Origin of the sequence: Gordonia spumicola, from assembly GCF_009932475.1 — a bacterium.
In the GTDB taxonomy this organism is placed as follows: domain Bacteria; phylum Actinomycetota; class Actinomycetes; order Mycobacteriales; family Mycobacteriaceae; genus Gordonia; species Gordonia spumicola.
Genome location: NZ_BJOV01000001.1, coordinates 348,812 through 366,451 on the forward strand (window position 1 = coordinate 348,812; position 17,640 = coordinate 366,451).

1 protein-coding gene is annotated in these 17,640 nt (G+C 72.3%); it reads left to right on the forward strand.

Annotation, left to right across the window (positions count from 1 at the left end):
- Positions 1-6 precede the first annotated feature (6 nt).
- On the forward strand, positions 7-17,616 hold the full coding sequence (locus GYB83_RS01770) for a non-ribosomal peptide synthetase (RefSeq protein WP_161893845.1): 17,610 nt from the start codon (positions 7-9) through the stop codon (positions 17,614-17,616).
- Positions 17,617-17,640 lie beyond the last annotated feature (24 nt).

Consider the following 17,640-nt stretch of genomic DNA (forward strand, 5'->3'; position numbering starts at 1 on the left):
ACCACCGTGGCTGACGCGACTGTCCTGAGTTCCAACTGGGGCACTGTGCCGACCACACTCGGTCTCGTCGCGGCGGCCGCGGCCCTGAAACCGACCGCCGACGCGGTGTCGGGTCCGGCGGGCCCGGTCTCCTTCGCCGATCTGCACAGCAGGCTCAGCGCCACCGCCGGTGTGCTCGCCGCGCAGGGCCTGGACACCGATGGAGCCGTCACGCCCGGCGTCTCCGCGATCATCAAGACCCCCGAGATGTCGCCGGTGGACGCGATCATCGCCGCGGCGGGCGCCGTCGCCGGACTCCGCGCCGCGGCCGAAGCGATCATCGGGACCTCCGACTTCGCCTCGCTGCCGGGTCTGTTCGCCTCGGCCGTGCACCGGTTCGCCGATCGAGTGGCCGTCGTCGACCGCGACGGGACGTCCCTCACCTACGCCGAGCTCGACCGTCGTTCGACGGCTCTCGCGCGCGCTCTCGTCGAGCGCGGTGTGGGGACGGACGTGACCGTCGCGATGGCCGTCGACCGCACGGTCGATCTGCCGATCGCGGTCCTCGGCGTCATGAAGGCCGGCGGCGCGTACATCCCGCTCGACCTCGCGCATCCGGTGGAACGCCTCCGCTACATCGTCGAGAACGCCCGACCCGGAGGGCTCCTCGTGGACCGTTCCGTCGGCGGAGGACTCGACGAGCTCGCACTCGACCGGTGGGACTTCAACGAGCTGATCGCGGCGGGGGAGCAGTCCACCACGGCGTTGCCGACCAGCGTCGATCCGGCGGCCTCTGCGTACGTGATCTACACGTCGGGGTCCACCGGCCGCCCCAAGGGCGTGCAGGTGGAGCACCGCAACGTCGTCGCGCTCATGGCGGCCGCACAGTCCCACTACGGGTTCGACGAGCACGACGTGTGGTCCATGTTCCACTCGCACGCCTTCGACGTCTCCGTCTTCGAACTGTGGGGTCCGCTGCTGTTCGGCGGACGACTCGTCGTCGTCGACCGCGACGTCGCCCGTGAACCGAATCAGCTCGTCGCGCTGCTCGCCGCCGAGGGCGTCACCGTGTTCAGCCAGACGCCGTCGGCGTTCTACCAGTACGTGGAGGCCCGCGAACGCGTCGACGTCGCGAGCGCCATCCGATTCGTGGTCCTGGCGGGCGAGGCCGTCAGCTTCGAGCAGATGCGTCGTTGGTACCGCAGCTTCCCCGACGAGCAGACCGTCGTCGTCAACATGTACGGCATCACCGAGACCACCGTGCACACGACGTTCCGCGCGCTGTCCGCCGACCTCGTCGAATCGACCGACGCCTCGGACATCGGCGACGGACTGCCCGCGCTGACGGTCCACGTCCTCGACGAACGCCTCCGGCACACCGCCGACGGCGTGCCCGGCGAGATCTACGTCAGCGGCCCGCAGGTGACCCGCGGTTACCAGAACCGCTCGGACCTCACGTCCACGCGGTTCGTCGCCGACCCGTTCGGCGCCGCGGGCGACCGCATGTACCGCTCCGGCGACATGGCGATCAGGCGCGGCGACACCGTCGAATACCTCGGGCGCAGCGACGGCCAGGTCCAGCTCCGCGGCTTCCGCGTCGAGATGGGCGAGGTGGAGGCGGGCATGCTCCGCGTCGACGAGGTGTCCGGCGCCGCCGCGATGGTCGTCACGGCGGCCAGCGGAGACGACCTCCTCGTCGGCTACGTCGTGCCCGCCGACGGCGCGGCGATCGACGACGCCGCACTCCGCCAGGCGATCGGCGCGCATGTGCCGAGCTACATGGTCCCGGACGTCATCGTCGAACTCGATCAGCTGCCGCTGACCGTCAACGGCAAACTCGACCGCCGCGCCCTGCCCGAACCGTCGCTGCGGACCGCGGAGTTCGTCGAACCCGCGACCGACACCGAACGCCGCGTCGCGGCCGAGTTCGCGGCGGTCCTCGGCATCGACCGGATCAGCGCGAGCGCCTCGTTCTTCGACCTCGGCGGCAACTCCCTGGCCGCGGCCCGCATCGTCGGCCGCGTCGGCGAAGCCCTCGACGTCGACCTGACCGTCCGCGATCTCTTCGACGCGCCGACGGTCCGCGAACTCGCCGCGGCCGTCGCCGACCGAGCGCCCGCACTGCCCCCGATCGTCAGGGTCGAGAACCGCCCGGACCGCATCCCGCTGTCGTTCGCACAGCAGCGGATGTGGCTGGTCAACCGCACCGATCCGACGTCGGCCGCCTACAACATCCCCGCGCTCCTGCGGGTCTCCGGCGCCCTCGACCTCGACGCGTTGCACGCCGCCGTCATCGACGTCGCGGCCCGCCAGTCGGCCCTGCGGACGACCTTCCCCAGCGTCGGCGGCGGACCCGTGCAGAACGTCCACGGCACGGACCGGATCGAATCGCTGCTCGACTGGGCCGTCGTCTCGAGCGCCGACGACGTCGCCGCCGCGTGCGCCACCGGATTCGACGTGACGACCGATCTGCCGATCCGCGTCCGCGTGCTCCGTCTCGAACCCGACGTGCACACGCTCGCGCTCATCACGCACCACATCGCGTCCGACGGCGAATCCGTGCGACCGCTCGTCGCCGACCTCGTCACCGCGTACCGGGCGCGCTCGGCCGGGCGGGCGCCGCAGTTCGCCCCGCTCGCGGTCGACGTCGTCGACGTCGCCCTCTGGGAACACGGAGCCCTCGGCTCGCCCGACGACGCGGCGTCGGTGACCGGGCGGCAGCTCGCGTACTGGACGCGGCAGCTCGCCGGGCTCGCCCCGATCGTGGACCTGCCGCTCGACCGGCCGCGACCGAGCGTCGCCTCCGGCCTCGGCCGCCGCGTGGAGTTCACGATCGATCCGGCGGTCGCCGACGGGATCGTCCGGGTGGCGGGCGAACTGTCGGCGTCGCCGTTCATGGTCGTCCACGCCGCGCTCGCGTCGCTCGTGGCCCGCCTCACCGGCGCCGACGACGTCGCGATCGGCACGCCCATCGCGGGCCGCGGACAAGCCGTCCTCGATCCGCTCGTCGGGATGTTCGTCAACACCTTGATCCTGCGCACCCCGGTTCCACGCGACGCCACCTTCGACGACGTGATCGAAGCGGCCAAGACGGCCGACCTGGACGCGTTCGCCAACGCCGACGTCCCGTTCGAGTACGTCGTCGACGCGACGGGCGCCGAACGCTCCGCGGCGTTCGCACCGCTGTCTCAGGTGTGGTTCACGCTCGACGAGTCGGCGGCTCGCGACGCCCTCGACGGCGTGATCGACGGGTTGAGCATCGTCCCCGAGGACGTGGAGTCGGCACAGGCGAAGGTCGACCTGTTCGTGCGCGTCGAGCGCGCCGCCGACCCGGCGTGGCGCGGTGAGGTGATCTACGCGGCCGACCTGTTCGAGCACGCCACCGTCGTCACCTTCGCCGACCGCCTCGTGCGACTGCTCACGGCCGGGGTCGCGGACCGGCACGCGCGTCTGGACTCCGTCGTCGTGGACGCGCCGCCGACCCGCCCCGCCGTCGACGCGCCCGCCGAGCCGGACGCGCCGCTGTCGGCCGAGATCGTCACCGGCGGGCCCGCGACCGCGCCCGAACTGCTCTCGGAGATCTTCGCTCGCGCTGCGGCCGCGCACGGCCCGCGGCTCGCGGTGGCCGACGAGTCGAGCCGCCTCACCTACGCCGAGCTCGACCGGGCGTCCAACCGACTCGCCCGACGTCTTCTCGCGCTCGGCGCGGGACCGGAGATGCTCGTCGCCCTGGCCGTCGGCAGGTCGACCACGCTGCTCGTCGCGATCTGGGCCACCGCCAAGACCGGGGCGGGCTACGTCCCGATCGACCCCGACTATCCGGCCGACCGGGTGACGGCGATGATCGAGGACTCCGGTGCGCGCATCGGCCTCACCGTGTCCGGCGGCCGTGATCTGCCGACGTCGGGTGTCGATTGGACGGTCGTCGACGCGGACGCCCTGATCGCCGACCTCTCGGGAACAGACACCGAGCCGATCCGGGCCGACGAACTCAACGGGGTCGCCCGGACCGACAACGTCGCCTACGTCATCTACACGTCCGGGTCGACAGGGCGCCCCAAGGGCGTGTCGGTGACGCACGTCGGCCTGAAGAACTTCGCGGTCGAGGAGGCACGCCGGTCGGGTGCGGACGAGTACTCCCGTGTCCTCGGCTTCGCGTCACCCAGCTTCGACGCGTCCGTCCTGGAGTATCTGCTCGCCACGATCAGCGGCGGCACGCTGGTGTACCGTCCCGCCGCGGCGGTCGGCGGAGCCGCGCTGACGCAGTTGATGCTCACCTCGGCGATCACCCACACGTTCCTGACCCCGACGGTCCTGTCGACCCTCGACCCGATGTCGTTGCCCGCGCTGCGCGTCGTCTACGCGGGCGGTGAGGCCGTCCCGCGGTCGCTGAAGGACGCGTGGGCACAGCACCTGCGCATTCAGAACCTGTACGGGCCGACGGAGACGACGATCGGCGTCGCGATCAGCGCGCCCATGGCGCCCGGTGCGCCCGTCGCGCTCGGCGGACCGATCGCCGGGGTCGGATTCCTGGTGCTCGACGCCGCACTCCGCCCCACGCCGGACGGCGTGGCCGGCGAACTGTACGTGGTCGGCGGGGCACTGTCGCGTGGCTACCTCGACCGCCCCGGACTGACGGCGGAACGGTTCGTCGCCGACCCGTTCACGCCGGGCGGCCGCATGTACCGGACCGGCGACCTCGTCCGGTGGCGCGTCGACGCGTCGGGCGACCGGGTCCTCGACTACTCCGGGCGCACCGATGATCAGGTGAAACTCCGCGGCCTGCGCATCGAACTCGGCGAGATCGAGGCCGCGCTCGCCGATCACGACGCCGTCGCCTCGGCGGTCGTCGTCGGCGTCGGCGGCTCGGTCGCCACCGCCCTCGCGGGCTATGTGGTCCCCGTCCCCGGCGCCGCGGTCGACGCCGCCGAACTGCGCGCCCACCTCGGCGCCCGCCTGCCCGCCCACATGGTCCCCGCGTCGGTGACCCTGCTCGACGGACTGCCGCTGACCCCGGTCGGCAAGCTCGACAAGGCCGCCCTGCCCGAACCCGTCGTCGAGGTCGTCGAGCACGTGGCCCCGGCGACGGAGGCGGAGACCGCGGTCGCCGCGGCGTTCGCCGACGTCCTCGGCGGCGAGCCAGTCTCGGTGACGGCGAGCTTCTTCGATCTCGGCGGCGACTCGCTGTCGGCGATGCGCCTCGCCGGACGCATCGAGTCCGCGCTCGGCGTCTCCGCGTCCATTCAGGACGTGTTCGACGCTCCGACGGTGCGCGGACTCGCCGAACGCGTCCTCCGCAACGACGCCGCACTTCCTCCGGTGACCCGCGCCGAGCCGCGACCGGACCGGATCCCGCTGTCGTACGCGCAGCAGCGCATGTGGTTCATCAACAGGTTCGACCCGAGCGCCCCGACCTACAACGTCCCGGTCGTCATCGCGATCGCGGGAGCCCTGGACGTCGACGCGCTGGCCGCGGCGTTCGGCGACGTCGTCGCGCGACACGAGTCGCTGCGCACCCGATTCCCCGACGACGACGGCGTGCCCTACCAGGACGTGTCGGCCGTCGACGAGCCGGACTGGGCGGTCGCCGGGTCCCGCGCGGACATCGACGCCGACCTGCGTCGCGGGTTCGACGTCCGGACCGATCGACCGATCCGGGCGCGGCTCGCGCGGACCGGCGAGGACGACCACGTGCTCGCCGTGGTCGCCCACCACATCGTCGCCGACGGCGAGTCGCTCGGACCGTTGGTGGCTGATCTCCTGGCCGCGTATGCGGCGCGGTCGGCGGGGGAGAGCCCTCGCTTCGAGCCGCTGCCCGTCCAGTTCGCCGACGTCGCAGTCTGGGAACGGGCGGTCCTCGGCGAGCTGACCGACCCGGAGTCGCTCGTCGCCGCGCAACTCGATCATTGGCGGGGCGTGCTCGCCGGATCGCCCGCCGTGATCGACCTGCCCGCCGACCGTCCCCGACCCGCCGTCGCGTCCGGACGCGGTGGACTGGTCGAGTTCGACGTGCCCGACCGCGTCGCTCGCGCCGTCGAGGAGATCGCGGCGGCCAGGGGCTCCACCGTGTTCATGGTCTTGCACGCCGCGCTCGCGGTGCTGCTGGCGCGGCTGTCGGCGACCACCGATATCGCGATCTCCACCCCGTCCGCCGGGCGGGCCGATCCGTCGCTCGACGGCCTCGTCGGCATGCGGGTCAACACGCTCGTCCTGCGCACCGAGATCGATCTCGGGAAGTCGTTCGTCGACCTTCTCGACGCTGTCCGACGGACCGACCTGGAAGCCCTCGGCCACGCTGACGTGCCGTTCGAGGCCGTCGTCGACGCCGTGGCTCCGGTCCGCAGCGAGGCGTTCGCGCCCCTCGCACAAGTGATGCTCTCGTTCGACCCGGTCGGTTCGATCGACCGCGACGGCGTCGACGCCGCGGGCGTCACGTTCACCGAGCTCGCGCCCGCGGTCGTCCCCGCGCACCGCGACCTCACCGTCGTGGTGTCGGCCGGTCAGACGTGGACGGCGTCGGCCGTCTACGCGGCGGACCTCTTCGACGAGGCGACGGCGCACACTCTGGCCGCATCGTTCGTCGACCTGCTCGACGGCCTCGTCGCCGCCCCGGACTCCGCGGTCGGCGACGTCCCCCTCCTGAGCGACTCGGACGTCGACGGGCTCCTGGCGTGGTCCACCGGTCCGACGGCGGGCGACGTCGATCCGTTGACCTGCGCGACGGCGGCGACGCGCGTCGGCGACGACGCGGCGTTGGTGTTCGGCGACCGCGAGGTGTCCCGGACCGAGTTCGCCGCGCGCGTCAACGTGCTCGCGCGCACCCTCATCGGACACGGTGTGGGTCCCGGCAGCGCGGTCGCGGTCTGCATGGAGCGGAGCGTGGAACTGCTCGTCGGCGTCCACGCGATCACCGCGGCCGGCGGCCAGTACGTGCCGCTCGACCCGCAGGCCCCCGTCGGCCGCAGCGGTCACATGCTCGCCACGGCTGGCGTCGACCTCGCGCTGGTCCGGGCGGGCGCACCCGTCCCGTCCGCCGTCGCCGAGGTCACCGTGATCGGTGTCGACTCCGCGGCGCCGATCGTCGGCGACGCCGGGCCTGTCGACGACGCCGAGCGAACGGCCCCGATCCGCCCGACCGACGCCCTGTACACCCTGTTCACCTCCGGCTCGACGGGCAGGCCGAAGGGCGTCACCGTCTCGCACGAGGCGGTGGCGAACCGTCTGGCCTGGATGAACGCGTGGTACCCGATCTCCGCCGACGACAGGGTGCTCCACAAGACGCCCGTCACCTTCGACGTGTCGGTGTGGGAGCTGTACTGGCCGCTCCTGCACGGCGTGCCGCTCGTGATCGCCGAACCGGGTCGTCACGGCGACCCGTCGTACCTGGCCGGGTTGATCGCCGACCGACGGATCAGCGTCCTGCACTTCGTGCCGTCGATGCTCGCGGCGTTCGTGGACGTCCTCGGCGACCGGGTCGCGTCCCTCGGCTCGCTGCGACACGTCTTCGCATCGGGCGAGGCGCTCACCCCGGCGGTCGCGGGCGCGCTGCTCGACCGACTGCCCGGCGTCGGACTCCACAACCTGTACGGTCCGACGGAGGCGGCCGTCGACGTCACCGCCCGCACGGTGGCCCCCGGCGACACCGCCGTCACCATCGGTCGGCCCGTGCCCGGTGTCACGACGCTCGTCCTCGACGCGCGCCTGCGTCCGACGCCGGTCGGCGTACCCGGTGAGCTGTACCTCGGCGGAGTCCAAGTGGCGCGCGGCTACGCGGCGCGGCCGGACCTGACCGCCGAACGCTTCGTCGCGGACCCGTACGGTCCCGCGGGCGGCCGCCTCTACCGGACCGGCGACGCCGTCCGGTGGACCGCGGACGGCGAGCTCGACTACCTCGGACGCACCGATTTCCAGGTCAAACTGCGCGGTCAGCGCATCGAACTCGGCGAGATCGAGTCGGTCATCGGCGGCGCGCCAGGCGTGGTGCACGCGGCGGCCGTCGTCGTCGACACGCCGGGCGGACAACAGCTGGTCGGCTACTACGCCCCGGACACGGTCGAGACGGACACCGTGAGCGCCGCGGTCGCCTCCGCCTTGCCGGAGTACATGCGGCCCGCCGTGTGGGTGCCGCTCGAGTCCGTTCCGCTGACGACCTCGGGCAAGGTCGATCGTCGCGCACTTCCCGCGCCGACGGTCGGCGACCGCGAGTACGTCGCGCCCGCGGCGGGCCGGGAGAGCGCCGTCGCCGACGTGTTCGCCGTCCTCCTCGGCGTGCCGGTCGGCGAGGTGTCGGCGACGACCTCGTTCTTCGAACTAGGCGGCAATTCGCTGTCGGGCATGCGCCTGGTGTCCAGGGTCGGCGAGGCGCTCGGCGTCGACGTCACCATTCGGGACGTGTTCGACGCGCCGACGGTCCGCGACCTCGTCGCACTCCTCGACGGCCGGGCGGCGGCGCTGCCCGCCGTCGTCCGAACCGACCCCCGACCACCCGTGGTCCCGGTGTCGCGCGCCCAGCAGCGCATGTGGTTCCTCAACCAGTTCGACCCGGCGTCGGGCGCGTACAACATCCCGCTGGTGCTGCGGCTCGACGGCGCCGTCGACGCCGTCGTCCTGTCCGAGGCGCTCGGGGACGTCGTCGAGCGGCACGAGGTGCTGCGGACGGTGTACCCGACGGTCGACGGCAGGCCGGTGCAGCGGGTCCTCGACTCCGACACCGCACGGCGCGACCTCGACTGGGCGACCGTCTCCGACATCGACGCCCTGCTCGCGTCCACCGCCGACGGCTTCGACGTGAGCGTCGTGGCGCCCGTCCGGGGCCGTGTCCTCGTCGGCGACACCGGTGTCGCCGTCGCGATCACCGTCCACCACATCGCGTTCGACGGCGAGTCGGTCCCCGTCCTGGCTCGCGATCTGCTCGCGGCCTACGCAGCCAGGGCACACGGCTCCACCGGAGCGGCTCCGCTCGACGTCCAGTACGCCGACTACGCGCTCTGGCAGTCGACGCACCTGGGCTCCACCGATGACGCCGACACGCCGCTCGGCAGGCAGAGCGCGTACTGGGCGGCGCACCTCGTGGACCTGCCGCAGGTCACCGACCTGCCGATGGACCGCCCGCGGCCGTCGACGCAGCAGACCGCGGGCGGCCGGGTCGTCGCCGAGCTCGACGACTCGATCGCCGACGGGGTCGCCGCGCTGGCGGCGCGGTACTCGATGACGCCGTTCATGGTCACCGAGGCGGCCTTCGCCGTCACCCTCGCCCGGCTGGCGTCGACGCGCGTCGCCGCGATCGGAACGGTGGTCGCCGGACGGTCCGACGCCGCCCTGGACGATCTCGTCGGGATGTTCGTCAACACCCTCGTGCTGCGGACCGACGTCGCCCCGTCGGCCCGAGTCTCCGACATCCTGGCAGACACCAGGACCACCGTCCTCGACGCGTTCGCCAACGCCGACGTCGCCCTCGACGACCTGGTCGACAGTCTCGGGGCCGAACGATCCGCGGCGTATCCGCCGCTCGCACAGGTCACGTTCACCTACGGGGACAAGGCCGACCCGACGGCGGTCGTCGAGGCGGCCGGGATCCGCGCGCAGGCGTTGGCCCCGACCGACGTCGAGGCCAAGTTCGAGCTGATGGCCGCCGTGCAGGAGCGCACCGCGACGGCCCCGATGAGCCTGGAACTCGTCTACGCCACCGCATTGTTCGACGAGTCGACGGTCGTGGGATTCGCCGACGTCTACCGCCGCGTGCTGGCCGCGATGATCGCCGACCAGGACGTCGCCGTCGGTGACATCGTGATCGCCGATACGCGCCGCGCGTCGCGGCCCGCGATCGAGACCGTCGCGGTCGGCGGCGACGTCGAGGGCGGAACGCTCGTCGACGTCCTCGCCCGGCGCGACCTCGATCCGACACATCCCGCGCTGATCTGCGACGGCGTCGAGATCGACTACGACGAGTTCGAGGCCAGGACGAACACGATCGCCCGAGCCCTGCTCGAGCGGGGCGTGACGCCGGACGACGTGATCGCGATCGGCCTGGAACGGTCGATCGACTCGGTCCTCGCCGTGTGGGGCGTGGTGAAGGCGGGCGCGGCCTACGTACCCGTCGATCCGGCGTATCCGCAGGACCGCATCGACTACATGCTCGCCGACTCGGCCGTCGAGATCGGCATCACCGACGCGGCCACCCGTCACCGACTCGGCCGGTCGGGGACCGACTGGCTCGAGCTGGCGCAGTTGGGCTCCGACCGCGACGACGACATCGAGGACGCCGAGCGCAACGGCTCGGTCCGTGTCGCGAACCTCGCCTATCTGATCTACACGTCCGGCTCCACGGGCCGCCCGAAGGCCGTCGGCGTCTCGCACAGCGGTGTCGCCGACCTCGTCGACTCCCACGCCAAGGTCACCGGCTCGCGTGACGACGACCCCGACACCAGGATCCTGCACGTCGCGTCGCCGAGCTTCGACGCGTCGTTCTTCGAGATGGCGTGGGCGATCCTCGCCGGACACACCCTGGTGATCGCACCGCACGCCGACTATGCGGGGGACGCCCTCGCCGAGGTCATCGACCGCGATGAGGTCACCGATCTCGTCATCACCCCGTCGGTGCTGGCGACCGTCGACCCGGAACGGGCCGACAGCGTCCGCAACCTCGCGACGGCAGGCGAGGCGTGCCCGCCCGAACTCGTCGAACGGTGGACACGACGCGGCCGTCGGATCTTCAACTTCTACGGGCCGTCCGAGACCACGGTGTGGGCGACGCGGTCGCGCATGATGGCCGGCAAACCGGTCACCATCGGCAAGGCGATCACCGGCTTCACCACCCGTGTCCTCGACGCCAGGCTCCACGAGACGCCGGTCGGCGTCGTCGGCGAGCTGTACCTGTCGGCGGCCGGACTGGCCCGAGGCGATCTCGGACGCTCCGGGCTGACCGCGACGAGTTTCGTCGCCGACCCGTTCGGCGCCCCCGGCGACCGCATGTACGCGACCGGCGACCTCGTCCGACTCACCAGATCCGGCGACATCGAATTCGCCGGACGCGCCGACCACCAGGTCAAGATCAACGGTCAACGCGTGGAACTCGGCGAGATCGAAGCCGTCCTCGCCGATCGGGGCGGTGTCGCGCAGGCGCTCGTCATCGGCCGCGACAGCCGTGTCGGCGACCGCACGCACACCCAGCTCGTGGCCTATCTCGTCGCGAAGCCGGGAGCCCGGGTCGACGCCGACGCCGTGCTGGACGACGCCGCGACCCGTCTCGCGGCGCACATGGTGCCGACCACCGCGATCGTCATCGACGAGATCCCGCTGACCCCGACGGGCAAACTCGACCGGGAAGCGCTGCCCGAACCCGACACCGCGGAGCGCGCCGAACACGTCGCTCCGGGCAGCGACGCCGAACAGACCCTCGCCCGCATCGTCGGCGGACTCCTCGGCCTCGACGCCGTCAGCGTGACGGAGTCGTTCTTCGCGCTCGGCGGCGACTCCATCATGTCGATCCAACTGTCGTCCGCGGCGAAGGCCGCGGGGCTGCGGCTGACGCCCCGCGAGATCTTCGAGCTCAAGACGATCCGAGCGATGGCGGCTCAGACGGCAGGCGGTTCCCGCGTGGCCGAGCTTCCCGAGCCCGACGGTGGACCGCGCGGCGACACGCCGCTGCCCGCCGGTGTCGGATGGATGCTCGAGAACTCCGTCACCGACGCCGACCACGCCGACTTCTCCCAGTCCGCGGTGCTTCACGCGCCCGCCGGGCTCACCGTGGAACAGCTCCGGGACCTCGTCGACGCGCTCGTTGCGGCCCATCCGATGATGTCGGCGACGCTCCGCCGATCCGCGGACGGCCATGCCGTGCTGGAGTCGGGTGCGCCGTTCGATCCGGTCGGCGCGGTATCGGCCCGCACGACGGATACGGCCGTCGGAACGGCTGGCTTCGCCCACGCGGTCACCGAGGCCTTCGCGGCGGTGAGCCGCGACCTCGACCCGGCGGCGGGCCGGCTCGTCCGGGCGGTCCTGCTGACCGACCCGTCGGGTGCGGGGCGCATCGTCGTGGTGATCCATCATCTCGGGATCGACGCCGTCTCCTGGCGGATCGTCGTCGAGGACCTGATCACGGCGCGGGCCCAGCAGGTCGACGGTCGCGACATCGATCTGCGGCCCGAAGGCACGTCGGCGCGCGCGTGGTCGACGGCGTTGGCCGCCGACCGGGAAGCCCGGTCCGCCGAGGTCGACTTCTGGCTCGCGCGGTCACCCGAACGCGTCACCGACTTCGGGGTGAGCCTCGACCGTGATCGCGATCGAGCCGCGACGGTCGTCTCCCGCACCAGGACGGTCCCCGCATCGGTCGCGGAGAGTCTGCTGGCGGGGGCCGCCGACGCGTTCCGCACCGGGGTCGACGCCCTGCTCCTCGCGGCCCTCGGTCGGGCGGTGTCGGAGTGGCAGCGTGCGCGCGGCATCGACGACGACGCGCCGGTCACCGTCCTGCTGGAAGGTCACGGTCGCGTCGAGGACGCGTTCGAGTCCGGACCCGATCCGCGCCGAGCCGACCTCGCTCGGACCGTCGGCTGGTTCACCAGCATCGCTCCCGTCCTGCTGCCGCGCGCGGCCGATCCGGTCCACGCGGTCAAGGCCGTCAAGGAGGAACTGCTCGCGAGGCCGGGGGACGGACTCGGCTACGGCGTCCTGCGATACGCGTCAACGACCGACGTCGCGGCCCGGCCGCTGCCCGCGATCACCTTCAACTACCTCGGCAACACGTCGGCCGAGACCACGGTCGGCGACTTCCTGCCCGACGCCGCGGCTCCGGCGCTGCCCGCGAGCCTCGCGGGTGCGATGACGACGTCGGCGCTGACCGTCACCGTCACCACCCGGACCGGCGACGACGGTCGTGAACTCGTCCTCGACCTCGCGTCTCCCTCCGCGGTCCTCGGCGTCGCCGACGTCGACGATCTCACCGACCGGTGGGTCGACGCCCTCGCCGCGATCGCCGCCGACGTCGCCGCGGGCGATCCGGGGCTGTCCCCGTCCGACGTCACAGGCGTCGACCTGACACAGGACGACCTCGACGCCCTGGCGCGCGAGTATCCCGGAGCCGCCGTGTGGCCGCTGTCGCCGCTGCAGAGCGGCCTGGCGTTCCAGGCCGAACTCGCCGAGGCCGGACGCGCGGACGGGGCGGTCGACGTCTACGTCACCCAGTCGGTGATCCGACTCGCGGGCGACGTCGACGTCGACCGGCTGCGGTCGGCCACCGGGGACCTCCTCGCTCGTCACGACGTCCTGCGGTCCGGGTACGTCCGGACGCCGAGCGGGATCGCGGCGGCCGTGGTGCCGCCGGACGTCGACGTCCCGTGGACGGTCGTCGAGGCCGCGGGCGACATCGGCGACAGTGTCGACGCGGTCGCCCGTGCCGAGCGGACCGCACCGTTCGACATGGCACGGCCGCCGCTCATGCGGTTCGCGCTCGTCCGGTCGTCCGGGCGCGCCGATCTCATCGTCACCAACCATCACATCCTCCTCGACGGCTGGTCCGGACCGCTCGTCCTCGCCGATCTCCTCGCCCTGTACGCGACCGGCCGGACGTTCACCGATGGAACCGGGGCCGCGGGCGACTTCCACGACTACCTCCGGTACATCGCAGGCGCCGACACCGCGGCCGGACTGGCCGCGTGGACGCCGGTCCTCGACAGGGTCACGACCCCGACACTCGTCGCGCCGGGCGCACAGGTCACGACGGATGATCCGCCGCGCAAGCGGACGGTGCCCATCGACGCCGATCTGACGGCGGCCGTGACCGCGGCGGCGCGGTCACGGGGCGTCACGGTGTCGACCGTCCTGCAGGTCGCGTGGGGCCTGCTGCTGTCGCGGATCACCGGGCAGCGGACGGTCGCGTTCGGCGAGACCGTGTCCGGCCGACCGGCCGACCTCCCCGGCGTCGAATCGATGGTCGGCCTGTTCATCAACACCGTCCCGGTGGTCGTCGACCTCGATCCGGCGGCGACCGCCGCCGACGTGCTCGCCGACCTGCAGGCGGCCAAGGTCGCCGTGCTCGACCATCACCACATCGGACTGCCCGAACTGTCGGCGGTCGTGGGTGCGGGACAGCTCTTCGACACGCTGGCGGTGCACGAGTCGTTCCCCGTCGACACGGGTTCCCTGCGGGACCGCGACCTCGGCGGACTCACGGTGGAGGGCGTCGACACGCTGGACGCCACGCACTATCCGCTGATCATGGTGACCGGTGAGAACGGCGACCGGCTCGACATGACCCTGACGTACCTGCCGTCGGCCTTCGACGAACGCCGCATCGACGTCGTCGCGCAGGCACTGCACCGCATCCTGGAGACGATCGCCGCCGACCCCGGAACGGTGATCGCCGACATCGAGTCCGCGGATCACCGCGGATACGCGGCGGCGCTGACCGCACCCGTCGTCGACACCGTCAACACGGGTCGGACCCTTGTCGACTTGTACGCCGAGACCACGGCCCGGTACGGCGCCGACGGCGCCGTGTCCGACGGCGTCGACACCCTCACCCACGCGGAGCTGTCCGAGCGGGCGGCCGCGATCGCGACGTCCTTGACCGCGGCGGGAGTCGTGCCAGGCGACCTGGTGGCGATCGCCACCAGCCGCAGTGTCGCCCTGCCCGCGGCGATCCTCGGGGTCCTGTCCGCGGGCGCCGCGTACCTGCCCTTGGACACCACGAATCCGGCCGACCGGCTCGCGTTCATCGTGTCCGATGCGGAGCCGTCGGCGCTGCTCGTCGACACCGAGACCGCCGGTTCGGACCTGTGGCTCTCGCTGCCGCCGCAGGTCGTGGTGATCGACGTCGACGACCTGACGCCCGGCCGCGCACCCGCGCCGGTCCCGGCGATCCACCCCGATTCGCGGGCGTACGTCATCTACACGTCCGGGTCGACGGGCAGGCCGAAGGGTGTGGAGGTGACTCATCGAGACGTCGTCACCCTGATGGACACCGCTGCGACCGACTTCGCGTTCGAGTCGACCGACGTGTGGACCATGTTCCACTCGTACGCGTTCGACTTCTCGGTGTGGGAGCTGTGGGGTCCGCTCCTGACCGGCGGGCGCCTCGTGATCGTCGGGCGCGACGTCGCGCGCTCGCCCGCCGAGTTCGTCCGCCTGTGCGCGGACGAACAGGTGACGGTCCTGTCGCTGACGCCGTCGGCGTTCTACCAGTTCGCCCATGCCCGCCGCGACGCCGGGCAGGACGCGTCGGCCCTGCGCTACCTCGTCTTCGGCGGTGAGGAACTCAACTTCGAGCACGTCCGCCGCTGGTTCGACGACTTCCCGAACGACCCCGCGACCCTGGTCAACATGTACGGCATAACCGAGACGACCGTCCATGTGACGTTCGCGCCGCTCGACAGGGCGGTCGTTCGGGCCGACGACCCGAGCCTCATCGGTCCGCCGCTGGCCTCGCTCGGCCTGCACATCCTCGACGAACGGCTCCGACCCGTCCCCGAGGGGTTCATCGGTGAGATGTACGTGACCGGCGGACAGCTCGCGCAGAGCTACCTGCGTCGACCCGGTCTCTCGGCGGGACGGTTCGTCGCCAACCCCTTCGGCCCGCCCGGATCGCGCATGTACCGGACGGGCGACCTCGCCCGACGAGTGGGCGACGACATCGCCTACCTCGGTCGGGGCGACGCCCAGGTCCAGCTTCGCGGCTACCGCATCGAGTACGGCGAGATCGAGGCCGCGATGCTCGCTTCGCCCGGCGTGCGGAGCGCCGCCGCGACGGTGTCGTCGACAGGCGCCGGAGACGATCGACTCGTCGGCTACGTCGTCCTCGACGGCGACGCGGAACTCGACGCACCCGCCGTGCGCGCCGCGGTCGGACGGGCGGTGCCCGCCTACATGGTCCCCGATCTCGTCGTGGCGATCGACGAGCTGCCGTTGACGGCCAACGGCAAACTCGATCGTCGGGCACTGCCCGCGCCAGATCCCGGCGAGGCCCCCGACGAGTTCACCGCCCCGGCCGACGCCCGCGAGGAAGCGGTCGCCGCGGTGTTCGCGGAGGTGCTCGGAGCCGACGGCGTCGGCGTCACGACGAGCTTCTTCGACCTCGGCGGCAACTCCCTGTCGGCGTCGCGGCTCGCCGCCCGAACCGCGGACGTCCTCGGACGAGCGGTGTCGGTCCGCGACGTCTTCTCGGCCCCGACTGTCCGCGACCTCGTCGCGGCGACGGCGGGCAACGCCTCGTCGACGCCGCAGCTGACGGCGGCCGCGCCTCGACCCGACCGACTGCCGCTGTCGTTCGCACAGCAGCGGATCTGGTTCATCGAGCAACTCGAGCCGGGGACGGCGACCTACAACATCCCGATAGCCGTGCGGTTGATCGGACGCCTCGACGTCGTCGCGATGCGCGCCGCGGTCGGCGACGTCGTCGCCCGGCACGAGATCCTGCGGACCACGTTCGGGTCCGTCGACGGCGAACCCGTGCAGACCATCCACCCCGAGGTGGCGCCGGACTGGCTGGTCGTCGATGATCCGGCCGACCTGACCGCTGCGGCGGGAGCCGGATTCGACGTCGCGGCGGCTCCGCCGTTCCGCGTCCGCCTGCACCCGGTGTCCGGCGACGAGCACGTCCTCGTCGCCGTCCTCCATCATCTCGTCGGCGACGGCGAGTCGATGCGACCGCTGATCGGCGACATCGTCACCGCGTATCTGGCGCGCGCGGCGGGCGTCGCGCCGTCGTTCGCGCCGCTCGACGTCCAGTTCGCCGACTTCGCGGTGTGGCAGCGAGCGGCGCTCGGCAGTCCGGACGACCCGGCGTCGATCCTCGGCGCACAGCTCGACTTCTGGGAGTCGGCGCTGGCCGGGGCCCCCGACGTCATCGACCTGCCCACCGATCGGCCCCGTCCGGCCGTCGCCTCCCATCGCGGGGCGAGCGTGTCGGTGCCGCTGTCCGGGGACACCGCGGGCCGCGTCCGCGCGCTGGCCGCAGCCCGCGGAACGAGCGAGTTCATGGTGGTCCACGCCGCGCTCGCCGCGTTGCTGTCGCGGTTGACGGCGACCGATGACGTGACCGTCGCGACGCCTGTCGCCGGTCGCGGAGCGGCCGCCCTCGACCCGCTCGTCGGCATGTTCGTCAACACCCTCGTGTTGCGGACGTCGGTCCCGCCGCGGATCCGGTTCGCCGATCTGCTCGACGACGTCCGCGTGGCCGATCTCGACGCGTTCGCGCACGCCGACGTGCCGTTCGAGGCCGTGGTCGACCGCGTCGCGCCGGTGCGCTCGCAGGCGTTCGGTCCGCTCGCCCAGGTGATACTGACACTCGTCGAGTCGAGGGACGCTCCGGCCGAGGCCGTCGCCGGTCTGACGGTCGAACCCGTCGACCCGCCCGTCGTCCCCGCCCAGTACGACCTCTCGGTGACTGTCACGACCGCGGCCGACGGATGGTCGGTCGGGCTGGTCTACGCGACGGACCTGTTCGACGAGGCGACGGCCCGCGGCTTCGGACTCCGACTGGTCGCATTGCTCGACGGTCTGACGTCGTCGCCGGACGAGCCGATCAGTTCGCCCGCGATCGTGACGGCCGACGAACGGGCCGCGATCGCGGAATGGTCGTCCGGACCGCCGCAGTCTGTTCCGTCGACCACCCTGCTTCATCTCCTCACCGCCGAGCGCGCGTGACGCCCATGCCGACCAACCACCGAA